The organism is Pseudovibrio sp. Ad46 (assembly GCF_001623065.1).
Taxonomy (GTDB): Bacteria; Pseudomonadota; Alphaproteobacteria; order Rhizobiales; family Stappiaceae; genus Pseudovibrio.
This window is the reverse complement of sequence record NZ_LMCG01000040.1, coordinates 466,717-488,842: the sequence shown is the minus strand read 5'-3', so window position 1 is coordinate 488,842 and position 22,126 is coordinate 466,717. Positions and strand designations below refer to the sequence as shown.

21 protein-coding genes and 1 tRNA gene are annotated in these 22,126 nt (G+C 53.9%); 14 read left to right on the top strand and 8 right to left on the bottom strand.

The genetic code is table 11. The annotated features are described in order from the left end of the window. Positions 1–344, top strand: a 344-nt coding sequence (locus tag PsAD46_RS09245; RefSeq protein ID WP_153040717.1) for a tyrosine-type recombinase/integrase, incomplete at its 5' end; no start/stop codon positions are given. 1 nt (position 345) lies between these two features. Here PsAD46_RS09245 and PsAD46_RS09240 read toward each other — a convergent pair. The 5 genes from PsAD46_RS09240 to PsAD46_RS09220 form a co-directional block, all read right to left on the bottom strand. After that, a tRNA-Phe gene (locus PsAD46_RS09240) sits at positions 346–421 on the bottom strand. A 203-nt stretch (positions 422–624) separates the two neighbouring features. Then, a complete protein-coding gene (locus tag PsAD46_RS09235; RefSeq protein WP_063306643.1) occupies positions 625–1,737 on the bottom strand; it encodes a Gfo/Idh/MocA family oxidoreductase in 1,113 nt (370 codons plus the stop codon). Between the two features lie 184 nt (positions 1,738–1,921). Beyond that, complete coding sequence (locus PsAD46_RS09230) at positions 1,922–2,701, bottom strand: ATP-binding cassette domain-containing protein (RefSeq protein ID WP_063306642.1); 780 nt, start codon at positions 2,699–2,701, stop codon at positions 1,922–1,924. 2 nt (positions 2,702–2,703) lie between these two features. Continuing rightward, positions 2,704–3,810, bottom strand: coding sequence for an ABC transporter permease (locus PsAD46_RS09225; protein ID WP_063287373.1), 1,107 nt, complete (start codon positions 3,808–3,810; stop codon positions 2,704–2,706). A 64-nt stretch (positions 3,811–3,874) separates the two neighbouring features. Next, positions 3,875–4,801 (bottom strand): sugar ABC transporter substrate-binding protein, encoded by a 927-nt coding sequence (locus PsAD46_RS09220; RefSeq protein WP_063306641.1) that lies wholly within the window; start codon positions 4,799–4,801, stop codon positions 3,875–3,877. Positions 4,802–5,144: 343 nt separating this feature from the next. Here PsAD46_RS09220 and PsAD46_RS09215 point away from each other — a divergent pair, with 343 nt between their 5' ends. The 6 genes from PsAD46_RS09215 (at position 5,145) to iolG (ending at position 12,768) form a co-directional block, all read left to right on the top strand. Further along, positions 5,145–5,996 (top strand): MurR/RpiR family transcriptional regulator, encoded by an 852-nt coding sequence (locus tag PsAD46_RS09215; RefSeq protein WP_063287371.1) that lies wholly within the window; start codon positions 5,145–5,147, stop codon positions 5,994–5,996. 142 nt (positions 5,997–6,138) lie between these two features. After that, positions 6,139–8,079: a 5-dehydro-2-deoxygluconokinase gene (iolC, locus tag PsAD46_RS09210; RefSeq protein ID WP_193776925.1), complete on the top strand. Its 1,941-nt coding sequence runs from the start codon at positions 6,139–6,141 to the stop codon at positions 8,077–8,079. Further along, positions 8,076–9,908 carry a 3D-(3,5/4)-trihydroxycyclohexane-1,2-dione acylhydrolase (decyclizing) gene (iolD, locus tag PsAD46_RS09205; RefSeq protein WP_063306640.1) on the top strand — a complete coding sequence of 611 codons (1,833 nt, stop codon included), beginning with the start codon at positions 8,076–8,078 and terminating at the stop codon, positions 9,906–9,908. The genes iolC and iolD overlap by 4 nt, the downstream gene beginning before the upstream one ends. Before the next feature lie 5 nt (positions 9,909–9,913). Continuing rightward, positions 9,914–10,822, top strand: a complete 909-nt coding sequence (gene iolE, locus PsAD46_RS09200; RefSeq protein WP_057465009.1) for a myo-inosose-2 dehydratase — start codon at positions 9,914–9,916, stop codon at positions 10,820–10,822. Further along, positions 10,819–11,643 carry a 5-deoxy-glucuronate isomerase gene (iolB, locus tag PsAD46_RS09195; RefSeq protein ID WP_057465008.1) on the top strand — a complete coding sequence of 275 codons (825 nt, stop codon included), beginning with the start codon at positions 10,819–10,821 and terminating at the stop codon, positions 11,641–11,643. Before iolE ends, iolB begins: the two co-directional genes overlap by 4 nt. A gap of 132 nt (positions 11,644–11,775) precedes the next feature. Then, on the top strand, positions 11,776–12,768 hold the full coding sequence (iolG, locus tag PsAD46_RS09190) for an inositol 2-dehydrogenase (protein ID WP_063306639.1): 993 nt from the start codon (positions 11,776–11,778) through the stop codon (positions 12,766–12,768). A gap of 75 nt (positions 12,769–12,843) precedes the next feature. Here iolG and paaN read toward each other — a convergent pair whose 3' ends face one another. Continuing rightward, positions 12,844–14,508, bottom strand: a complete 1,665-nt coding sequence (gene paaN, locus PsAD46_RS09185; protein WP_063306638.1) for a phenylacetic acid degradation protein PaaN — start codon at positions 14,506–14,508, stop codon at positions 12,844–12,846. 262 nt (positions 14,509–14,770) lie between these two features. Here paaN and paaG point away from each other — a divergent pair, with 262 nt between their 5' ends. The 5 genes from paaG to PsAD46_RS09160 all read left to right on the top strand — a co-directional run bounded on the left by paaG (position 14,771) and on the right by PsAD46_RS09160 (position 18,776). Next, entirely contained in the window at positions 14,771–15,586 is an 816-nt protein-coding gene (paaG, locus tag PsAD46_RS09180; protein WP_208981741.1) for a 2-(1,2-epoxy-1,2-dihydrophenyl)acetyl-CoA isomerase PaaG, read from the top strand. Next, positions 15,586–16,017 (top strand): hydroxyphenylacetyl-CoA thioesterase PaaI, encoded by a 432-nt coding sequence (gene paaI, locus PsAD46_RS09175; RefSeq protein ID WP_063292135.1) that lies wholly within the window; start codon positions 15,586–15,588, stop codon positions 16,015–16,017. Before paaG ends, paaI begins: the two co-directional genes overlap by 1 nt. Before the next feature lie 34 nt (positions 16,018–16,051). After that, positions 16,052–17,365, top strand: coding sequence for a phenylacetate--CoA ligase PaaK (gene paaK, locus PsAD46_RS09170; protein ID WP_063306637.1), 1,314 nt, complete (start codon positions 16,052–16,054; stop codon positions 17,363–17,365). 14 nt (positions 17,366–17,379) lie between these two features. Then, a complete protein-coding gene (locus tag PsAD46_RS09165; protein ID WP_063292137.1) occupies positions 17,380–17,991 on the top strand; it encodes a TetR/AcrR family transcriptional regulator in 612 nt (203 codons plus the stop codon). A gap of 233 nt (positions 17,992–18,224) precedes the next feature. Further along, a complete protein-coding gene (locus PsAD46_RS09160; protein WP_153040721.1) occupies positions 18,225–18,776 on the top strand; it encodes a sugar O-acetyltransferase in 552 nt (183 codons plus the stop codon). Positions 18,777–18,833: 57 nt separating this feature from the next. On the opposite strand, the gene PsAD46_RS09155 is transcribed toward PsAD46_RS09160, so the two are convergent. Next, positions 18,834–19,409, bottom strand: a complete 576-nt coding sequence (locus tag PsAD46_RS09155; RefSeq protein WP_084404369.1) for a cytochrome b/b6 domain-containing protein — start codon at positions 19,407–19,409, stop codon at positions 18,834–18,836. 141 nt (positions 19,410–19,550) lie between these two features. Between PsAD46_RS09155 and PsAD46_RS09150 the strand changes: the two genes are divergently transcribed. Then, positions 19,551–20,453 (top strand): LysR family transcriptional regulator, encoded by a 903-nt coding sequence (locus PsAD46_RS09150; protein WP_063306635.1) that lies wholly within the window; start codon positions 19,551–19,553, stop codon positions 20,451–20,453. A gap of 102 nt (positions 20,454–20,555) precedes the next feature. Next, positions 20,556–21,173, top strand: coding sequence for a glutathione S-transferase family protein (locus tag PsAD46_RS09145; RefSeq protein ID WP_063306634.1), 618 nt, complete (start codon positions 20,556–20,558; stop codon positions 21,171–21,173). Between the two features lie 79 nt (positions 21,174–21,252). Here PsAD46_RS09145 and PsAD46_RS09140 read toward each other — a convergent pair whose 3' ends face one another. Continuing rightward, positions 21,253–21,966, bottom strand: coding sequence for a DNA helicase (locus tag PsAD46_RS09140; RefSeq protein ID WP_063306633.1), 714 nt, complete (start codon positions 21,964–21,966; stop codon positions 21,253–21,255). Positions 21,967–22,126 lie beyond the last annotated feature (160 nt).

Here is a 22,126-nt window from a genome sequence, read left to right as displayed (position 1 = left end):
GAGCATCGTGGAGAAAGCTGCGCATCCAATTAGAAGATAAGAACCTGATTGAGCCGGGCCTTACTCTTTATGGTCTGCGGCATACGGTGGCGACCATTTTGCGGGAGATTGGGCTGAATGACAGAGATCTTGCCGCTGCGCTTGGACATGAGACAGAAGCCATGGCACGGCTTTATGCCAAAGGTGCTGATTTGCGCAAAAGCATGTCGGATATTGCTGTTCGATTTGAGAAGGAAATCACTCTGCGCGGGGAAGAGTTCAGCAAGCGGTTGGAGCAAAAGTGTCAAACCTTGAGAAAGCTGAGCGAATGCTCGGTTTATTATCTATTAATTTCAAGGAGATAAATGGTGCCCGGAGGCGGATTCGAACCACCGACACGCGGATTTTCAATCCGCTGCTCTACCAACTGAGCTATCCGGGCATTTCGCGTTGGGCAGTGTGCCCCGCTGAGGTGAGGGTCTTATAGGGCGCCTGATTTCCTCTGTCCAGCACCTCAATGAGTTTTCCCAAAGGCTTTTAGGGGGTTAAATCTTTTTTTCTCAGAACGTATTGCAAGGAAGAGGCTGGCTCACAAAAAAAGGGCGCTGTTCATGCGCCCTTAGTTTTCTTCTACTCTCAATAGACTTAGACGCTGACCCAACTGGCCTGTTCGTGAGATTTGGCCATGGTCTGGACGAGGTCTTCAATGAAGATGCCGCGTTCGAAGTCGATCAGGTGACTGTCTTCACCCTGCAGGCTTTTCAGGATCTCGTTGACCTCAATGATCTTCAGATCGTTGAAGCCGAGACCGTGGCCCGGGGCCGGGATGAAGCGGTCGTATGGCGCATGAGCTGGCCCTGCCAGAACTGTGGTGTAGCCCTGCCCTGCGACTTCGCCTTCAGCTTTGTAGACGTGCATCTCATTCATACGCTCCTGATCATAAACGATGGAGCCTTTGGAGCCGAAGATCTGTACGGCGATGCGGCCTTTACGTCCCCATGCAGAGCGATTGAGCTGCAACGTGCCGTTGCCGCCATTTTCCAGCTCAAACAGCACGGTGGCTGCATCAAAGGTTTCAACGGCTTTGTCGTTGCCAGCAGCGTCCTTGCGGGTCGCGTATGGCTTGGTCATGTGACACATGACTTTGGCAATGCGCAGATCCAGCGCCATGAGCAAGGACATGGTGTGCACGCCGAAGTCATCCAGTGCGCCAAAGCCGGAGGCTAGTCCGCTTTTGATGCCCCATTCATCATCCGGGTTGGCCATGAAGTCCTCGTCCATCTCAAGACGGATCTGAAGCACATCGCCGATTTCACCCGTATTCAGCAAGTCGCGGATGCGGCGTATCATGGGGTTCTGGATGTAGTTATAACCAAGGAAGGTCTTCTTGCCGGATTTGCGGGAGGCTTCCAGCATTTTCTGCGCATCCGCATAGGACGGAGCCATTGGCTTTTCGCAGTAGACGTGCTTGCCCGCTTCCAGAGCTGCGATCGCCATTTCCGGGTGGAATTCATTCGGCGTGGTAATCGAGATAATGTGAATATCCGGATCGGCCAGCATATCACGCCAGTTGCCCGTAGACTTGGCAAAGCCAAAGTCTTTTGCGCGTGCTGCAGCCAGTTCTTCATTCACCTCAGCAAGCGTCACCAATTCTGGCTTCAGCTCACCACCAAACACACCGGATACAGCATTCCATGCCAGAGCATGACATTTGCCCATGTATCCGGTTCCAATCAGACCTACGCCGATTTTTTCCATCTCAGTAATCCTGGAAGTACCCCTAGAATAGAGTTCATTGGAATAGAACGCGTTATGAACGGGGCATTGATAAAATAAAGGAGCGGCACGATCGGGTAATGCCGCTCCTCAGTGTCTCACTGAACATCCTGTAAGTTGCGTATGCCTGACCCGAAAACCGACAGAGGATTTTCGGGAATGCACATCACACAGTGCCGCCCAATGATGCCTCCAGACTGGCAAGCCCTTGCCCGCCAGCCATGAGATCTTGAAGTTCTTCAGCGGTAATTTCGCCTTTCTTCGCAGTACCAAGGGTTTGCCCCCTGTTCAGCACCGTGAAGCGATCTCCCACTGCCATGGCGTGGCGTACGTTGTGCGAAATGAACACGACGCCAACACCTTTTTTGCGGACCTTATCCATGGTCGAGAGCACGTTTGACGTCTGGCGTACACCCAGAGCAGAGGTCGGCTCATCGAGGATGAGGACTTTCGCGCCGAAATACACGGCGCGCGAGATTGCGACTGTCTGACGTTCCCCACCAGACAGTGTGCCCACAGCCTGATCCGGTTCGCGCAGATTAATGCCCATCTTGGACATTTCTTCCATAGTGACTTCGTTTGCGTACTTATGGTCGAAATAGGAGATCGGGCCGAACTTCTTGACTGGTTCACGGCCAAGCCAGAAGTTTCGGGTGATGGACATGAGCGGGATCATCGCAAGGTCCTGATGCACCGTTGCAATGCCTGCATTCATGGCATCACGTGGGCTTTCAAAGACGTGCTTTTGACCATCCACGACGATCTCGCCCTTACTTGGCTTGTGCACGCCAGACATGGTTTTGATGAAGGTGGATTTACCTGCACCATTGTCACCAAGCAGACAATGCACTTCGCCGGGCATGACGGAGAAGGAAACACCTGCCAAAGCAATGACGGAGCCAAAATGCTTCTCGATGTTCTTCATCTCAACAATAGGTGTCGTCATGATCAGCGCTCCCCTGTGACGCGCTTGCGGATCATGTTGTTAAACAACACCGCGATCAGCAGCATGGAACCGAGGAAGACCAGATACCAGTCCTGATCGATATTGGTGTAGCTGAGGCCGATCAGCACCATTCCGAAGATGATGGAGCCGAAGAAGGCACCGATTGCGGAACCGTAACCGCCTGTCAGCAAACAGCCACCGATCACCGCTGCAATGATTGCCTCAAACTCCTTTTGGAAGCCACGGCGGGCGTCCGTTGAGCCAGCATCCATAACAGTCAGGATTGCAACGAGAGCTGCACAGCATGCGGTGAACATGAACAGGTACATTTTGACCTTGCGCACCGGCACACCGGAGTTGCTTGCTGCGTTGCTGTCGCCACCAGCTGCAAAGATCCAGCTGCCAAACGGGGAGCGAAGCAGAACCCAGGTTGCCAGAAGAGCCAGCAGGCCAAACCAGAGAATATCAACCGGGATGCCATCTACTTTCGGCTTGCCAGACTTGAAGGTGTCGATCCAACCCGCTTCAGCCAGCCAGTAGAAGAACGGTGTGAATGCTTCTCCGCTAAAGAAGTCAGCAAGCCAGCTGCCTTCAAACTCTGCGCGGATGCCGCGCAGCTGAGTGGAGCCGCCGGTTGCCGCTTTAAGGCCTACCAGAGACAGGCCGCGCAGGATAAACAAGAACGCAAGCGTTACAATGAAAGACGGTAAGCCCGTACGGATGACGATCTGTCCGTTGATGGCACCCATTGCAGCTGCCACGATGAAGGTAACAATAATCGCTGCATAGAGTGGCAGGTCGAAGGTGACCATTGCCGCGCCGAAAATCAGGCCTGTGAACGCAACCATAGAGCCAACGGAGAGATCAAACTCACCGCCGATCATGAGAAGTGCCGCCCCAATAGCCAGAATGCCGAGTTGGGCAGCAGGCGTCATGAAGTTCAGGATCCCCGCGAGGGTGAACATCTTAGGGTCAGCAGTAAAAAGAAAGAAGATTGTTACGAGAGCAAGGCCAGCAATGGCGCCGAGTTCAGGACGCTTCATGAGCCGGGAGATGAGCGAGACGTTTTTTACTCTTTCGTCCGCGCTCTCAACAGCAAGATCGGACATTTTATTTCCCTCAGTTTTGCATGAAATGAGAGGGATGCGTACACCCCTCCCACAGCAAAGCTCCTTAACGGATGCCTTGAGCGGACAGCTCTACAACCTGACCGGCTTTATCAGCGGTGATCAGGTTTGGACCGGATGGAACGTTGCCACCAGGGATAAGTCCGTACTCTGCATTGAGAGCGAGGAAGATAACAGGCAGGTAGCCTTGAAGGAACTGCTGCTGGTCGATTGCAAATGCTGCTTTACCGTCAACAACTGACTGCAGGAAGCCTGCGGACATGTCGAAGGTTGCAACGTTTACTTCGCCAGTGCGTCCAACTGCTTCAACAGCTGCCACTGCTGGCTCACCCACGAGAGATGCACCAAGACCCATGATGGTGTCGATGTCTTCGTTGGATTGCAGAGTTGCCTTGATCTTCGCTTCAACTTCAGCTGGATCGTTGTTTGTTGGAACAACAGTTACTTTGCCGCCAAAGCCAGCTGCAAAACCGTCACAGCGCAGATCGAGGGACACGTTGCCCACTTCCTGGTTGACGCAGATGCCGACCTTGCCGCCCATGTCAGCAAGCTTTTGGCCTGCTGCTTTACCGGCGTCATACTCGTCCTGGCCCACGTGCAACAAAGCACCGAAGCTTGCAGACACATCACTACCGGAGTTCATGGAGATAACTGGAATGCCAGCTTCCACTGCTTTGGTAATGGATGGGCCGAGCGCGTCACCATCTGGAATGGACACAACAATTCCGTCCGGCTCCTGAACGATTGCTGCATCAATCAGCTGGCTCATGGCCACCATGTCAAAAGTTTCTGGAGCACGGTAAGAAACGTTAGCGCCGCTGTCTTTTGCTGCTTTGTCTACACCGTTCTTAACAACAGACCAGAATGGGTCGTTTGCCTGGCCGTGGCTCACAACAATGATGTCAGCAGCCATTACAGCAGGTGCAGTCATGATCGCAGCAGCAGCTACGAACGCGCGTAAAGTCTTTTTCATATAAACCTCCCAAGATTGGCGGATGCCAATTTTAAGTCAGGGTTTCCCCTAGAAGTCCGGTGTTTATCTCGTCCACAAACACTGGAGTTCGAATGCGTTTCCGCACGAATTGTAGTGCTCAGCCGTCCCACGGGCAAAAGCACCCATCACCCCCATTATATCAACGCAAGCCTGATTGCGGCAAATCCGTGCTGAAACAGCACTTTAAGAAAGTGATGGACAGAGCACGTGTTACCGGCCCTACAATCGTAGAATTCATCCAAATTTGAGCAATTCGGAAAATTCATTCCAAATTTATAGAACGTACATTGCGGTTTTTCAAGTTTTGGAATAGATTTTTTTCATGACACAGAATTTAGACGCAATTAGCCCAGACATTCCCTCGGATTACGAGAGCCTGAAAGCTCGAATAAGTACTCTTTCGGACAGCATGCCCAAGCGCCTTTTGCAGTGCGCAAGATATGCTTTGGCGAATCCGGACAGAATCGCTCTTGGCACCACAGCCGAGATTGCCAGCGCTGCAGGCGTGCAGCCTTCTACTCTTGTTCGCTTTGCCCAAACGCTGGGATTTGACGGTTTCTCGCAGATGCAGCAGATTTTTCAGGGGCAGTTGGTTGGCCGTAACTCTGAATATACGGAGCGCCTGACGAAGATCCGCGAGAGTGGAACAAACACTCCAGGCAGCATTCTTGGCAACTTTGTAGAACGGTCCAAACAGTCGCTTGATGACCTTCTGCGCCAGGTCGACACGGTCGCTCTTGAGCGCTCCATTGAGGCACTGTCAGCTGCAGAAAACATACACTTATTAGGCCTGCGGCGTGCATATCCGGTCGTCAGCTACCTACACTATACATTGGGCAAGATGGGCGTGAGAACAAACCTGCTGGAATACACGGGTGGTATTTTGGAGGAACGCGTTCAGTTCATCAATGAGAACGATGCATTGTTTGTTGCGACCTTCAGCCCCTACTCTCCTGAGGTGGTTGAGTTTGCGAGCAAGGCCTTTGGCCGGGGTGTCTCTGTTATCTCCTTGACCGACAGCGTTCTGTCTCCAATTGCCCGCGTTTCTTCAACCGTTCTGGAGGTTAATGAGGCCGAGCATGGCGCGTTCAGATCACTCTCCACAACCATGTGTCTTGCCACTTCTATCGCTGTTGCGGTTGGTGATGCACGAAAGTGGACGTCCCTCTCCTAGAGTATCTCTAAGGAATCAATAGGAAGCCGGCAAAGGACTGAATTTGGAAGAGAGCTTGTTTAAAATTTTGGAACAAAGCTCATTCTATTTTGAACAGATATTCCACTTGTGATTATTTTTGGAATATGTAATCTTTCAGGAAATGCTAGTACCTGATTGGGAGAATCCGTTGAAATCACTTGATGTCATCACAATCGGCCGGTCATCGGTCGACCTGTATGGAACGCAGGTTGGCAGCCGACTGGAAGACATGTCTTCATTCAATAAGTATGTCGGCGGCTCACCAACCAATATGTCAGTCGGAACAGCCCGTCTTGGGCTGAAATCTGCCCTTATCTCCCGCGTAGGGGATGAGCACATGGGCCGTTTCATCCGCGAGCAACTGGTTAAAGAAGGCGTTTGCGTTGATGGTCTTGTTACTGACAAGGATCGCCTGACCGCCCTTGTTATTCTTGGCATTCGCGACAAAGAGCAGTTTCCGCTGATTTTCTATCGCGAAAACTGTGCCGACATGGCGCTGTGCGAAGATGATATTGATCCTGAATTCATCGCCTCAGCTGGTTGTGTGACTGTTACCGGTACCCATCTCTCGCACCCACGCACGGAAGCTGCTGTTCTAAAAGCGCTGCGTCTTGCAAAAGAGAACGGCTCCCGCACTGCTCTGGACATTGACTATCGCCCGAACCTTTGGGGTCTTGCAGGTCATGGTGATGGCGAAGAGCGTTTCATCGCCTCTGAAAAGGTGACCACTGAGCTGCAAAAGCACTTGCACCTGTTTGATCTGATCGTGGGCACGGAAGAAGAGTTCCACATCGCCGGCGGTTCTACCGACACTCTTGAAGCATTGAATGCTGTGCGCAAGGTCAGCAAGGCTGCTCTGGTTTGCAAGCGTGGCCCAATGGGCGCTGTGGTGTTTGAAGACGAGATTGGCACGAGCCTTGATGATGGCAAGTCCGGTCCGGGTTTCCCGATTGAGGTGTTCAACGTGCTTGGCGCAGGCGATGGCTTTATGTCTGGCCTGCTGCGCGGCTGGCTGAAGGATGAGACTTGGGAAACCACCCTCACCTATGCCAATGCATGTGGCGCGTTTGCTGTCTCCCGTCACGGCTGTGCGCCTGCTTACCCAAGCTGGGAAGAGCTGCAGTGGTTCCTTGATAACGGTTCCTCCGAGCATGCTCTGCGCAAAGACAAAAAGCTTGAGCAGATCCACTGGTCTACCAACCGCAAGGGTAAATGGTCCAACATGAAGGTGTTTGCCTTCGATCACCGCTCTCAGCTGGAAGACATGGCAGCCAAAGTTGGCGCATCCGAAGACAAGATCCCTGAGTTCAAAGAGCTTTGCCTCAAAGCTGCTCAGCAGGTTCGTGCTGGTGGTGACGACTACGGTATTTTGTGTGATGGCCGTCTTGGTGAGGAAGCTCTGTTCAAAGCAACGGGTTCCGGTCTTTGGATTGGCCGTCCGGTTGAATTGCCGGGCTCTCGCCCACTGGAGCTGGAGATTGGTCCGGACCTTGGTTCGCAGCTGGCGGAATGGCCGGTTGAGCATGTGGTCAAGGTGCTGTGCTTCTATCATCCAGATGACAGCGCTGAGATGAAGGCCCGTCAGGAAGAGACCATTTTACGCCTTGCGCATGCATGCCGGCAAAACAATCTGGAATTTTTGCTGGAAGTCATCCCGTCCAAGGTTGGACCGGTTGATGATGATACCACCGCGACCATCATTCAGCGCTTCTATGATCTGGGTGTCTACCCTGACTGGTGGAAGCTGGAGCCTTTGAAGACCGATGCAGGCTGGCAGAAAGCGTGTGACGCGATCAAGACAAATGATCCCTGGTGCCGCGGTATTGTTGTTCTTGGCCTTGATGCACCAGCTGAGGAGCTCGCTGCGAGCTTTAAGGTTGCAGGCAAGTATGACCTTGTGAAAGGTTTTGCTGTGGGCCGCACTATTTTTGCTGAGGCTGCTGAGAAGTGGCTTGGCGGAAACCTATCTGACGAAGAAGCCATCGCTAACATGGCTGCAAAATTTGAAGGCCTCGGATCTGTCTGGGAGCAGGCCCGAATGGATAAGAAAGAAGTTGCATGAGCACGATCAGATTAACAGCCGCGCAGGCTCTGGTTCGCTATCTAGCAGCCCAGAAAACGCCTGAGGGAGACAGCTTTATCGCTGGGGTCTGGGCTATTTTCGGTCACGGCAACGTGGCGGGTCTTGGTGAAGCGCTTTATCACACGCAGGACACGCTGCCGACCTATCGCGGTCACAACGAGCAAGGTATGGCCCATGCGGCTATCTCCTATGCCAAGGCATCCAACCGTCGCCGTGCGATGGCTGTGACGACCTCCATTGGTCCGGGCGCGACCAACATGGTGACAGCTGCTGCGCTGGCTCACGTGAACCGCCTGCCGGTTCTGCTGTTGCCAGGTGATGTGTTTGCAAACCGTGCACCGGATCCAGTGCTTCAACAGATTGAAGACTTTCAGGATGGCACTGTCAGCGCGAATGACTGTTTCCGCCCTGTAAGCCGTTATTATGACCGTATCCAGCGCCCTGAGCAGCTTTTGACAGCTTTGCCACGCGCTATGGCGGTTATGACTGATCCGGTCGAGTGCGGCCCTGTTACACTGGCCATGTGTCAGGACGTGCAGGCTGAAGCTTATGACTGGCCTGTGAGCTTCTTTGAAGAGCGCACCTTGCACTTCCGCCGCCCTGCACCTGATGCAGCTGAGCTGGAAACTGCGGTTGCTGCGATCCGTGCTGCGAAAAAGCCGATGATCATTGCTGGTGGTGGTGTTCACTACTCTCTGGCAACGGATGATCTGAAGAGCTTTGCCGAGACGCACAATGTACCCGTTGCTGAAACGCAGGCTGGCAAGTCCGCTCTGCCATGGGATCATGAGCTGAATCTGGGCAGTGTTGGTGTGACCGGCTCTTCTGCTGCGAACGCTGTTGCTGAAGATGCTGATCTGATCATTGCAGTCGGAACACGCTTGCAGGACTTCACGACAGGGTCCTGGGCACTGTTTAAGAACCCGGATCGTCGTATTTTGCAGCTGAACGCAGCTTCTTATGACACTGGCAAGCACAATGCACTTCCGCTGGTGTGTGATGCACGTGTTGGCCTGCAGGCTCTCAGCCAAAACCTGGGTAGCTGGAAGGCCGAGACCGAGACTGCGTCTCACCTTGCGACCTGGCTCTCTGCCGTTGAGAATGCAACGGCAGCCCCCGAGGGCGGCAATGAGTTGCCAACTGATGCGCAGGTGATTGGCGCTGTTCAGCGTGCGTCCAATGCAGACACCACTGTTGTGTGTGCTGCTGGCGGTCTGCCGGGCGAGCTGCACAAGCTTTGGAAGACCGACAAGCCGGGTGGTTACCATCTGGAATACGGCTTCTCCTGCATGGGCTATGAGATTGCAGGTGGTCTTGGCGTGAAGATGGCCAAGCCAGAGAACGAAGTGGTCGTCATGGTTGGCGATGGCAGCTACATGATGATGAACTCCGAGCTGGCGACCTCCGTCATGCTGGGTCACAAGATCATTCTGGTTCTGCTGGACAACCGCGGTTACGGCTGCATCAACCGTTTGCAGATGGCAACCGGTGGTGACAACTTCAACAACCTGTTGGATGACGCCTACCACGTTGAGCCATCCAACATTGATTTTGCTGCACATGCGGGTGCAATGGGGGCAACCTCTGAGCACGTGAAAAGCATTGAAGAGCTGAGTGAAGCTCTGGAGCGCGCAAAAGCCAGCACCAAGTCCTACTGCATTGTGATCGACACTGATCCGCTGCCAACCATGCCGGAAGGTGGCCACTGGTGGGATGTAGCTGTGCCAGAAGTATCAAAAAGAAAAGAAGTTAATGAAGCTCGCAAGGGCTATGAGCATGCGCTGACCAATCAGCGTTTGGGGGACTAAGGCCAATGATCCGTTACGGAACCAACCCAATTGCGTGGAGCAATGACGACGACCGTACTCTTGGTGCGCACATTTCTCTGGAACAGTGCCTGAGCGAGGCTGGCGAAATCGGCTTTGACGGCATTGAAAAGGGCCACAAGATGCCAACCGAGCCAGCTGCTTTGAAAGCTGCGCTCGACCCGCATGGTCTTGCCTTTGTTTCTGGCTGGCATTCCCTGAACCTGTTGGCTCACAGCGTTGAAGAGGAAAAGAAGGCGATCCAGCCGCACCTCGATCTGCTCAAAGCCATGGGCTGCAAGGTTTGCATCACCTGTGAAACCTCCAACGCGATCCACGGTGCTGATGACACCCCGCTGGCAGACAAGCCTGTGCTGGCTGATGACCAGTGGGCGAAGTTTGGCGCTGATGTTGAAGCAGTTGCTGCTTACTGCGCACAGCAGGGTATCTCGCTCGTTTACCATCACCACATGGGTACTGTGGTACAGAGCGGTGAAGAGATTGATCGCTTTATGGACGTGACCGGACCGAACACCTACCTGCTGCTGGACACTGGCCATGCATGGTTTGGTGGAGCAGATCCGGTTGAAGTTGCCAAGAAGCATATGGCGCGTGTACGCCATTTGCATGCGAAGAACGTTCGCCCGACTGTCCGCGCACAGGTTGAAGGCGAGCGCCTGAGCTTCCTGGAAGGCGTCCGCCGCGGTGTGTTCACCGTTCCTGGCGATAAAGAAGGCGGCGTTGATTTTGAACCTGTGCTGAAGGTTGCAGCCGAGCATGGCTATGAAGGTTGGCTGGTGATTGAAGCAGAGCAGGACCCTGATCAGCGCAATCCGTTCACATACCAGAGCATGGGCCTGAAAGCACTGCGTGAGATGGCTATCAGCGCTGGTCTTGATAAGAAGGTAGTCGCATGAGCAAGCTTCTCGTAAAACCCAATGGTACAGAAGGCAAGGTGCATGACATCACGCCTGAATCTGCCGGTTGGGGCTACGTTGGTTTTGGCCTTTATCATCTGGAACCGGGCGCAAACGCCAAGGAGCTGATGAAGGGCCGCGAGGCCATTCTGGTTATCGTGGAAGGCAAAGCTTCCATCACTTCTGATGGTCAGGACTTTGGTGTGCTTGGTGAGCGCAAGAACGTGTTTGAGCGCATCAAGCCATGGTGTGTGTACGTTCCTGCCGGAGCTGAGTGGAGCGCAACTGCTGTTACCAAGCTGACACTGGCTGTGTGTACTGCCCCTGCAAAAGACGGCAGCTACCCTGCCCGCGTGATTGGTCCGGATGACATTCCAAGCGTTGAGCGCGGCGTTGGTGCCAACACCCGCTACATCCACCCGATTGCCATGGAAGACCAGGACTTTGCAGAGAGCCTGCTGGTGACTGAGGTTTACACCCCTCAGGGCAACTGGTCGTCTTACCCTCCGCATCGTCATGATGAAGATAACTTCCCGGAAATGACCTATCTGGAAGAGACGTACTACCACCGTCTCAACCCGGACCAGGGTTTCGGCTTCCAACGTGTGTTCACTGAAGATGGTGAGCTGGATGAGGCGATTGCTATGTCCAGCGGGGATGTTGTGCTTGTTCCAAAAGGGCACCACCCTTGCGGCTCTCCGTATGGCTACGAGATGTACTACCTGAATGTGATGGCTGGCCCGATGCGCAAATGGCGCTTCCAGAACCACCCTGACCACGACTGGATTGCACAGCGCGACGCAAAACCTGCGGACGCCTAAGGCACCTGATATCCGCGTGTTCCCACTGATATTTCTTTGGGAGCACGCGTTTAATAAGCGCGTAGGTTCTGCGGAAACCACCAGGCATTCGTTGGAGATGCGCGATATAAACGCTGTTGTGAAAGATAAGCTATGACTGTTTCAATTGGCCTGTTGGGAGCTGGCCGTATTGGCAAGACCCACGCAAAAGCTGTGAGCCAGCTTGAAAATGCCAAGCTGGCTGCTGTGTTCGACCCGTTTGAAGATGCTGCAAAAGAGATTGCAGCTCAGACAGGTGCACGCGTTGACGGCCTTGACGCCATCATGAATGATCCGGCTATTGATGCTGTGATCATCGCGACCCCAACGGATCTGCACGCTGAGCAGATTGAGCAGGCTGCGCGTGCTGGTAAGGCAATCTTCTGCGAAAAGCCAATCCATCTGGACGGCGACCGTGTGCGCGAATGCCTCAAGGTTGTTGAGGAGACCGGTGCAAAGCTGATGGTTGGCTTCAACCGTCGTTTTGACCCGAACTTCGCTGAAGTGAAGCGCCAGATTGAAGCTGGAGTGATTGGTGACGTTGAGATGGTTCAGATCACCTCTCGTGACCCTTCCCCGCCACCAGTCGACTACGTGAAGCGCTCTGGTGGTCTGTTCAAAGACATGATGATCCATGACTTTGACATGGCTCGCTTCCTGCTTGGCGAAGAAGTTGTTGAAGTAAACGCCATGGGCAGCGCAATCGTATCTGAAGAGATCGGTGCTGCTGGTGACGTGGACACGGCAACTGCAACGCTGAAGACAGCAAGCGGCAAGATCTGCACCATCACCAACTCCCGCCGCGCCACTTATGGCTACGACCAGCGCGTGGAAGTGCACGGTTCCAAGGGTATGGTGTCTGCAGAAAACATGCGCACCACCACAGTAACTGTTGCAAATGGTGACGGCTACACTGCTGAGCCACTCATGGACTTCTTCATGGAGCGTTATGAAGCAGCTTATCGCATTGAGCTTGCTGCCTTCGTTGATGCCTTGACCAGTGGTTCCGAGATCTCTCCAAACGGCTTTGATGGCCTGAAGGCTCTCGAACTTGCTGAAGCTGCAACTGAAGAAGTTGCCAAAGCACGCGATCTGGCAAACGCTTAAGCTGCTTTAAAAACTGAATATGAAAAGGGCCGATGCATTGCAACGGCCCTTTTTTATTGGTCTAAAGCCTTCGCTTTACGCCATGGCTGCCTGACGGCGGACGGTGGCGATGCGGAAGCGGTTGGCGACGTAGGCGCCGTCTGTGAGGCTGGCGTTGCCGGCCGGGTTGGCACCGGTGACGTGGAAGTCAGAGTACGCTGCTGACTGGTTCACGTAGATGTTTCCAGTCAGGTTCACAGAAAGCGGTGCGCCTGCCCATGCGTAGGCATCGGTGGCTTTGTCGATCACATCTTCGTTGGTTGAGTACAGCGCTGCGGTGATGGCACCGTGGCTCTTGGCTGAGCCTGCTGCGCGGGCGATGGCATCGTCAATGTCATCACAGGCGATGAGGAAGGAGATCGGGCCGAAGCGCTCCTGCATGTAGGCTTCTTCCTCTTTGGAATCGACAGCTACAACGGTAGGCGTTGCAGAACGTGCTCCGTTCATGCCTTCCACTGGTTCAGAAGAGCGGATCACTTTACCCAGTTTTCCTGCTGCAAAAATACGTTCCAATGTGGATGGGTTCTGCACGGCGCCGAGGATGGCAGCGGCACGAGCCGGATCGCCAAGGAGCTTGTCCAGTGAGATCTTGATGGCTTGCGCCACTTCCTCAAAGCTCTTCTTGCCGTCGTTGGTTTCAATGCCATCACGGGGAACGAAGATGTTCTGCGGTGTGGTGCACATTTGACCGGAATAGAGCGACAGTGAGAACGCGATGTTGCTGGCCATGCCGCGCAGGTTGTCGGTCGATTCAATCGTAATCGCGTTGACGCCTGCTTCCTCGGTGTAAACCAATGCATCGCCTGCATTTTCACGCACCCATGCCCCAAAGGCATTGGAGCCGGTGAAGTCGATGATTTTTACAGCATCATTGGTCACCAGTTCCTTGGTTTTTGGCGCATCCGCGGTATCAGCAGCCAGCATCAGCACGTTTGGATCAAAGCCTGCTTCTTTCAGCACTTCGCGGCCAATCTGAATGGAGATGGCCATTGGCAGGATCGCCATTGGATGCGGCTTGATGATGACCGGATTGCCGGTAACGAAGCTTGCGAACATGCCTGGATAGGTGTTCCAGGTTGGGAAGGTTGCACAGCCGATAACCAGCGCGACACCGCGTGGCACAACGCGGAACTTCTTGTCGAGCACGATCGGGTCATGTTTGCCCTGCGGCTTTGTCCAGGTCACCTCGGTCGGTGTCTGGGTCATTGCGTCATAAGCATAAGCGACGGCTTCCAGTCCCCTATCCTGCGCGTGTGGGCCACCTGCCTGAAACGCCATCATGAAGGCCTGACCGGAAGTGTGCATCACCGCGTTAGCGATGAGGAATGACTTTTTGTTGATGCGAGCCAGCATTTCCAACGCAACGCCAACGCGCTCTTCAACGGTGGCCTTCGCCCAGCTCTTGCCTGCTTCTGAGGCTGCTTTGACCAGCTCTGCGGGATCAGCATCTTCATAGGTGACACCCAGCTCTTTGCCATAGGGAGACGATTCTGCGCCTGTCCAGTTGCCGTTGGTTGGCTGGCCCAGTGCGAATGGCTTGCCGAGAATCCCCTCAAATTCTGCAAGCTGATCGTCTTTTGCTGTTTCACCATAGATCTTACCGGATGCAATCTCAGGATAAGCAGACCAGTAGTCTCTTGATTTACTTGTCTTTACTGCTTGAAAGAGCGTGTCTTTGTGCGTTTCAAAAAAGTTACTCATTGTTCCTCCTCGAAAAACCTGCGCCTACCGCAGTGCTTCTTCGACCAATGTGTGAGTTGAATTCCAATTGACAGCGGTTTCACTTCCAGACAATAATTTACCGACCGGTCAGTCATTTCAAGCAAAAAGTGCTAGAACCATCGACCAGCCTACGAAGTGATTAGGTTTTCCAGAGGGCTCTCCTCATGAATTTGGAAGTTCATTGAAGGAGATTCGGTGGTTCACTGGGGAGTGATGATTGATCTATTTGGAGGGAGAAACCATGAGCGAGACCACTGTCATTTCCGAGCAGAGCATTTTGGTGGATGTGAATGACAACTACCACGTGATTACGCTGAACCGCCCTGACAAGCTGAACTCGTTCAATGACGAGATGCATCGCGCGCTCTATGCGGCGCTGGAAGCTGCGGACGCAGATGACAACTGCCGCGCTATTTTGCTGACGGCTGCAGGCAAAGGGTTCTGCGCAGGTCAGGACCTTGGAGATCGCGTTAAGCCAACAGCGGACTCCCCTCCACCCGATCTTACTCAGACTATCGGCGATTTTTACAATCCCCTCATCCGCAAGCTGAAGTCGATCAACATGCCGATCGTGTGTGCGGTCAATGGGGTGGCAGCTGGTGCAGGTGCCAACATCGCCATGGCTTGTGACATTGTGATTGCTTCTGAAAAAGCCAAGTTTATTCAGGCGTTTGCCAAAATCGGGCTGGTGCCGGATTCTGGCGGCACTTACTTCCTACCACGGCTTGTCGGCTCTGCCCGTGCGCGCGGCCTTGCCATGCTCGGCACACCTATCACCGCTGCGCAGGCCGCGGAATGGGGCATGATCTGGAAGTGCTCTTCTGCCGAGACCTTTCTGGAAGAAGCCACTGCCATGGTGCAGGAGTTTTCTGTTGGACCAACCATCGGCCTTGGTCTGATCAAGCAAGCGCTGAATGCGTCTGAAGGCAACACGCTGGATGAACAGCTTGATCTGGAGCGGGATTACCAGGGCGAAGCCGGACGGACACCGGATTATCTGGAGGGCGTGACGGCCTTCATGGATAAGCGGGCTCCAAAGTATTCAGGCAAGCGCTGATGAACAAGCAGGACTTGGCGGAGGCCGTTGCGGCCTCCATGTGGGACGAAGATGAAGCAACGCAAGCGCTTGGGATGACGCTGGACGAGATTGCACCCGGACGGGCTGTGATTTCCATGAAGGTGTTAGAGCGCATGACCAACGGGCACAAAACCTGTCATGGTGGGTACATTTTTACCCTTGCGGACAGCGCCTTTGCGTTCGCATGCAACAGCCACAACCAGCGTGTTGTCGCCTTTCAGTGTTCCATCACGTATCTCGCCCCAGCCTTTGAGGATGATGTTTTAACGGCAACTGCCGAGGAACTTACCGTGCAAGGCCGATCCGGCATTTACGACATTCATGTGCGCAATCAGGATGGCGCGCATATTGCAGAATTTCGCGGAAACTCGAGGACCATCAAAGGGACTCATATCGAGTTAAGCACCTAGTTTTTATGGATAACCAGCATTTGAGGAGGAGAAAATGTTGGAGGTTGAAGAACGCAGGCCCGATCTGGAGCCTATTGAAACGGCTGCGCGGGAGGACCTTGCCGCACTGCAACTGGAGCGCATGCGCTGGTCAGTGCAGCACGCCTATGAGAACGTAAAGTTCTACAAAGACAGTTTTGATGCAGCTGGCGTGCATCCTGATGATCTGCAAAGCCTTGCTGATCTGGCGAAGTTTCCTTTCACCACCAAGCAGGATTTGCGCGACAATTATCCGTTCGGAATGTTTGCTGTTCCGGAAGAGGATATCTGCCGTATACATGCATCCTCTGGCACCACTGGCAAACCAACCGTTGTTGGCTACACCAAGAAAGACATTGAAACCTGGGCTGGTGTGGTTGCGCGCTCCATTCGTGCAGCAGGCGGTAAGCCGGGTGACAAAGTGCACATCGCCTATGGGTACGGGCTGTTTACGGGCGGTCTGGGTGCGCACTACGGCGCGGAAGCGCTTGGCTGTACCGTTATACCAATGTCGGGCGGCATGACAGAGCGGCAGGTGCGGCTCATTGAGGATTTCAAGCCTGAGATCATCATGGTCACCCCGTCTTACATGCTCTCCATTTTGGATGAGTATCGCAAAGAAGGCCTTGATCCGCGCAAGAGTTCCATCAAGATCGGCATCTTTGGAGCTGAGCCGTGGACCAACTCCATGCGCGAAGAGATTGAACAAGCCTTCGACATGCATGCGGTTGATATCTATGGCCTTTCAGAGGTTATGGGTCCGGGTGTGGCGCAGGAGTGTGTGGAGACCAAAGACGGTCTGCACATCTGGGAGGATCACTTCTATCCGGAGATCATTGATCCGGTAACTGGTGAGGTTCTGCCGGATGGATCAGAAGGTGAGCTGGTGTTTACTACGCTGACCAAGGAAGGCCTGCCGATCATCCGCTACCGCACCCGCGACCTGACCCGCCTGATGCCGGGCACAGCCCGCAAGATGCGGCGTATGGAGAAGATCACTGGTCGCTCTGATGACATGATGATCGTACGTGGTGTGAATGTGTTCCCGACCCAGATTGAGGAGCAGATGCTGCGCTGTGACGGGCTCTCCCCTCACTACCAGATCCAGATTGCCCGCAAGGGGCGTATGGACCAGCTGACCGTCAACGTGGAAGCCGCTGCACATGCAACGTCTGACGCTGATCGTCTGGCAAGTGCCAAGGAACTGGCGGTTCATGTGAAAAACAACATCGGAATTTCGGTTGGGGTAGACGTGGGCCTGCCAAATTCCATAGAACGAAGCCAAGGCAAGGCCACGCGGGTTATCGACCTGCGGCCTAAAGAAGATTAACGGAATTAAAAAGCATGGCGCGCACCAGAGCAGCGGATTATGACGACAAACGCAAATCCATCTTAAAGTTATCGGCGCGCGCCTTCGCGCAGCAAGGCTATGACAAAACCTCAATGGCACAGCTCGCCAAGATCTGTGGTTTCTCCAAGGCTTTGCTCTATCACTATTACGAGAACAAAGAGACGCTGCTGATCGACATCATCAGCGCTCACCTTGAAGAGCTGGTGGAGGCGGTGGAAAGTGTTGCTCAGGCAGAGCCGGACCCATTGGAACGCTTACGCGGCCTGTGCCGTGCTTTACTGCTGGCTTATGAGGACGCAGATTCTGAGCATAAGCTGCAGATCAACGAGCTGTCCTTTCTTCCAACTGAGAAGAAGCAGGACATCATTGAGCTGGAGCGCAAACTTGTTGCCATCTTCGCCAAGGCAGTTGCGGCCACAAACCCGCAGTTTGGCGATGGTAGTGCCCTGATCAAGCCCGTGACCATGAGCCTGTTTGGCATGCTCAACTGGTCTTATCTGTGGTTTAAACCGGGCGGCGACCTGACCCGCGAAGGTTACGCGGATCTGGTGGTGCAGTTGTTGCTAAACGGCTCGCAATCCATACAAGGTACGGCGGCGAGCTAAGCCTCGCCTGCTCCCGATATCGCCGGTTTCCTAAGTCATCAGCTCTCCGATGCGTAGTACCTTCACCATGCTGGGGGATCTCCAGTTGAGGCTGTGGCATCTGTTGAGTGACGGGCAGGCTTTGCGGTGTGCGATGCCTGCCTTTTTCCCAAATGCCTTATTGCAGTAAAAATGCAGCTTGCAAGACTCTTCTATTTTTCCGAGAGTTACGGGAAGACTCAAGGAACAGACCCATCATGAAAACAGAACGCGAAAAGATGGAAGCGGGTGAATGGTACACCTGCATCGATGACGAGCTGGAAACGCTGCGGCAAGCAGCCTACCACGCTGTACATGAGCATCGCACGCTGCACCCGAGCAAGCGTGGCTGGATAAGCCCTGCCCTACGTGCGCTGCTTGGCAGTTCCACCGACAGCACAATCATCGAGGCGCCGTTTCATTGCGCTTATGGCATCAACATTCATTTGGGAGAACGGGTTTTCCTCAATGCGGGTTGCACCATTTTGGATACAGCGCCTGTGCGAATTGGTGACCAGACCATGCTTGGGCCGAATGTGCAGATCTATTGCGCCCAGCACCACAAAGATGCAGAGAAGCGCTGTGCGGGACTGGAAGTCGCAAAGCCGGTGACCATTGGCAAGCGAGCATGGATTGGCGGGGCTGCGATCATCATGCCGGGCGTGATTATTGGTGATGAGGCCATTGTTGGCGCAGGCAGTGTGGTGACCAAAGATGTGCCCGCCGGAGCCACCGTGGTAGGTAACCCCGCGCGGGCGAGAGGCTAACTCTCCAAAGAGAGAAACTGGCTGCCGATTTTCCCATGCAGCCAGTTTGGATCGGGGTCAGGCTTCCAGCGTTTGTCGCCCGGCTTCTGCCTTTGGGGCTGCTTGTCTCTTTCCAAACCACATTCTGCTGATGAGGTTATCTCGCAGGATAAACTGGTGAAACGCCCATCCAACAACATGCAGCACAAGCAAAGCAGTCAGCACGTTCGCGATGACACCATGGGCGACACGTGCCGGATACACTGTGAGATCTGCGGGGAGTGGGGCTCCAGAACCGCCCAGCGTTATTGCGAAGAGATCTGCGTTATAGGCCATAACGAGACCAGAGAGCACCATACCTGCAACCAGCGCATACATGGCCCAGTGGGTCAGCCCAGCGGCAGTGTTGAGTGCGGCTTTTCCCGTGTCTGCTTTTGCAGGCTTTGTTGTTACAAAACGGGTGATGAGGCGCAGGAGGATGAGCACGCCGATGGTCATGCCCCAGATGATATGTCCAGTCATACCGGTGAGTTTTTGCGGGTCGGTGCTTTCCATAGCTGCCATCATGGGCCCTCCCACCACCAGCGCCATAAATATCATCAGAGCGAGGATCCAGTGCAGGGCTACTAAGGCCGGGTGATAGCGTGTTGTCATCGGGTGTTCCAATCATCAATCTTCAACGGAACCGACGGTGGGTTCCTAATTATGTCTGGAGTGCATTTTACGTTACCTAATGAGAACAAGAATGATATAATAAGAAACAAGGCATTACTCTGATGTAACAAGAGAGACACCATGAGGTCACTGGACTGGGAGCTGTTGCCGTCTTTTCTTGCTGTTGCGCGGGCGGGCAGTTTGAGAGCGGGCGCTGAGTTGCTTCATACCAACTATGGCACTGTGAACCGCAACATTCAGGCTCTTGAGGCCAGTTATGGCGTGGCGTTGTTTAGTCGCTCCACCAAAGGCTTCAAACTGACTGATGCCGGCGAAACCGTGCTTCCGTTTGCCGAGCAGGCAGAACAGGTGATCATCAATGCGCGCAAACGTGTTGAGGGGCTGGACAAGAGCGAAGCGGGGACGCTCCGCTTTTCTGTCACGCCCACGTTTGCCTATGATGTGATTTCTCCAATCATCAGCAGGTTTCAGGAGGCCTATCCTGATATTCAGGTGGAGCTGAGGCTCACTTCTGCCGTTGAGGAGATCAACAAGGACGAGACAGATGTCTCTCTGCGTGCGGCCTATGAAGTGAGCGAGGATGTGGTTGCCCGCAAACTCTACCCCATAGCCATCGGCATCTATGCAAGCCAGGCCTACATTGACGCCGCGTTTGCGCAGTCCGGACAGCAAGGCTCTGGTCTTTCCTGGATCGGCTGGCCAGGTGACGCACACACGACCAATTGGGTCGCTCAAAGCCCCTTCCCTCATGCTGACATCCGGCACATGGTGTCCGACGGCTATATGCGCCTCCGGTTGTTGCGAGAGAACTGCGGTCTCTCTTACCTCCCTGTGGTTTTTGAACGGTTCTTTCCTGATTTGTGCCGCGTGCCCGGCACCAAGACTGAGTTGGGGCAGTCGCTTTGGATTGTGCTTCATGCAGACCTGCGCAAAACCGTCCGCATCCGCCGCTTTGTGGATTTTCTGGCTGAGGAACTCATGGCCCTGCGAGAGGACATGCAAGGCGAACTTTACAGGCGCTAAAGCAGTTCGCTTAAGTGCTGGTCACAATAAGCTCAATTGCAGGTTGGTAAAGCTGCGTATAGGCTGTGGGCATCTGATCATTCCAGCAAACATAAGTGACCTATGAAACTGTTTTACGCTCCCGGCACCATTTCAATTGCCGTTGCCATTGCCCTTGAAGAATCCGGTGTCCCTTACACCACGCACAAGATCGACTTTAAGAACCCGGAGGTCAGCCGTCCGCAGCTCTTAGAGGTGAACCCGAAGGGCCGTGTTCCTGTTCTGGTGACAGACCATGGCGTTTTGACAGAGGCCGGTGCGCTGCTCGATTACGTTGCTGATCTTGCCCCGGATGACAGTCTGAAGCCTTCTGATCCTTACAAGGCCGCCAAGATGCGGGAGGCCATGTACTATCTGGCTTCCACCATGCATGTGAACCATGCCCACAAACTGCGCGGTGCCCGTTGGGCAGACAAGGAAGCCAGCTGGGACGACATGCGCGCCAAGGTGCCGGAAACCATGACTGCCTGCTGTGCCTATGTGGAAGAGAACATCGTCACCGGCCCTTACGTGCTTGGCGACACCTTCAGCATTGCAGATGCCTACCTTTACGTGGTCAGCACCTGGCTCAAAGGCGATGGTGTGGACATCACGCCGTTTCCAAAGTTCCACGCCTTCCAGAAGCTGATGGAAGAGCGGGATTGCGTGAAAGCGGTGAAAGCTGCGGGGATGCTGGGTTAGGTTCCTGACCCAAACAGGGCAGCTGCCGCTTTACATCCGAGGCAGCTGCTTTGCATTGGCTCAATACCAATTAGGCGTTTTAGTTGACCACCTCAAATGCAATTTCTCCGTTATGGAGAAAACAACATTTGGTGAAAACCGCCAGTTCAACCGGATTGGGAAGACGAATATCAGACAGGTCCGGCAAGGGTTTCATTGCCAGATCAAAGTCCCTTTGAACCTGCGATATCAAGGTGATGATGATCCCTGCTTTCCTTGCAAACTCTTTGAGCTCATTCAGCTGAGAGGAGAGTTCCGGGTTTTGGCGTTTCTGATCGAGCAGCTGCAGGTAATCAATGACAACAAGCGTCTTTGAGGGCGCATGCCGAAGTTCATTTATGATGTAGCGGGCACAAATCTCATCCGAGCAATCCAGATGGAAAGCCTCCCTCATCTGAGCAGGATTATAGCCGAGCTGGGACACACGCTTCAAAACATCTGCAGGCGTATACTCAAGGGTAAAAAAGTAACTCTCGCCCCCTGCTCTATTGGCTTGAATGGCCAGTTCCAATCCAAACAGAGTTTTGCCTTGGCCCGGACGTGCAGCAATTAGAACAAGGTCTCCGCAGTCTAACTGGCGAAGGCATTTTTGAGCGCGGCCAGACCGTGAGCCAGAAACCGACAGATGGCTCCAGCTGCTATAGCCTTCTTTTTGCGCGAGCTGATCCAGCGCCGCATGCAGCGGCATGCCACTTTCGCGTGCGGTTAACTTCGCTTGTCTTTTCAGCTGGTGAACAGGACTGGACAGTTTCATTGAAGAACCCTCTCTTCAGAGCACACATTGCAGTCCCTCCTTATGCGCTTGCTCGAACAGTATGGTTCTGATCCTGACGTCCTACATGTGCAATGCTTCCCGGATTGGAGGGCGGAGGCTTGGACTTAGCCTTGCTGCAAGGATAGAAATCTGGCTTACC

Coding starts and splice junctions, on each gene's coding strand:
- PsAD46_RS09235 (WP_063306643.1), bottom strand. CDS start 1,737: ATGGAAAAAATCGGCGTAGGTCTGATTGGAACCGGATACATGGGCAAA.
- PsAD46_RS09230 (WP_063306642.1), bottom strand. CDS start 2,701: ATGACGACACCTATTGTTGAGATGAAGAACATCGAGAAGCATTTTGGC.
- PsAD46_RS09225 (WP_063287373.1), bottom strand. CDS start 3,810: ATGTCCGATCTTGCTGTTGAGAGCGCGGACGAAAGAGTAAAAAACGTC.
- PsAD46_RS09220 (WP_063306641.1), bottom strand. CDS start 4,801: ATGAAAAAGACTTTACGCGCGTTCGTAGCTGCTGCTGCGATCATGACT.
- PsAD46_RS09215 (WP_063287371.1), top strand. CDS start 5,145: ATGACACAGAATTTAGACGCAATTAGCCCAGACATTCCCTCGGATTAC.
- iolC (WP_193776925.1), top strand. CDS start 6,139: ATGCTAGTACCTGATTGGGAGAATCCGTTGAAATCACTTGATGTCATC.
- iolD (WP_063306640.1), top strand. CDS start 8,076: ATGAGCACGATCAGATTAACAGCCGCGCAGGCTCTGGTTCGCTATCTA.
- iolE (WP_057465009.1), top strand. CDS start 9,914: ATGATCCGTTACGGAACCAACCCAATTGCGTGGAGCAATGACGACGAC.
- iolB (WP_057465008.1), top strand. CDS start 10,819: ATGAGCAAGCTTCTCGTAAAACCCAATGGTACAGAAGGCAAGGTGCAT.
- iolG (WP_063306639.1), top strand. CDS start 11,776: ATGACTGTTTCAATTGGCCTGTTGGGAGCTGGCCGTATTGGCAAGACC.
- paaN (WP_063306638.1), bottom strand. CDS start 14,508: ATGAGTAACTTTTTTGAAACGCACAAAGACACGCTCTTTCAAGCAGTA.
- paaG (WP_208981741.1), top strand. CDS start 14,771: ATGAGCGAGACCACTGTCATTTCCGAGCAGAGCATTTTGGTGGATGTG.
- paaI (WP_063292135.1), top strand. CDS start 15,586: ATGAACAAGCAGGACTTGGCGGAGGCCGTTGCGGCCTCCATGTGGGAC.
- paaK (WP_063306637.1), top strand. CDS start 16,052: ATGTTGGAGGTTGAAGAACGCAGGCCCGATCTGGAGCCTATTGAAACG.
- PsAD46_RS09165 (WP_063292137.1), top strand. CDS start 17,380: ATGGCGCGCACCAGAGCAGCGGATTATGACGACAAACGCAAATCCATC.
- PsAD46_RS09155 (WP_084404369.1), bottom strand. CDS start 19,409: ATGACAACACGCTATCACCCGGCCTTAGTAGCCCTGCACTGGATCCTC.
- PsAD46_RS09150 (WP_063306635.1), top strand. CDS start 19,551: ATGAGGTCACTGGACTGGGAGCTGTTGCCGTCTTTTCTTGCTGTTGCG.
- PsAD46_RS09145 (WP_063306634.1), top strand. CDS start 20,556: ATGAAACTGTTTTACGCTCCCGGCACCATTTCAATTGCCGTTGCCATT.
- PsAD46_RS09140 (WP_063306633.1), bottom strand. CDS start 21,966: ATGAAACTGTCCAGTCCTGTTCACCAGCTGAAAAGACAAGCGAAGTTA.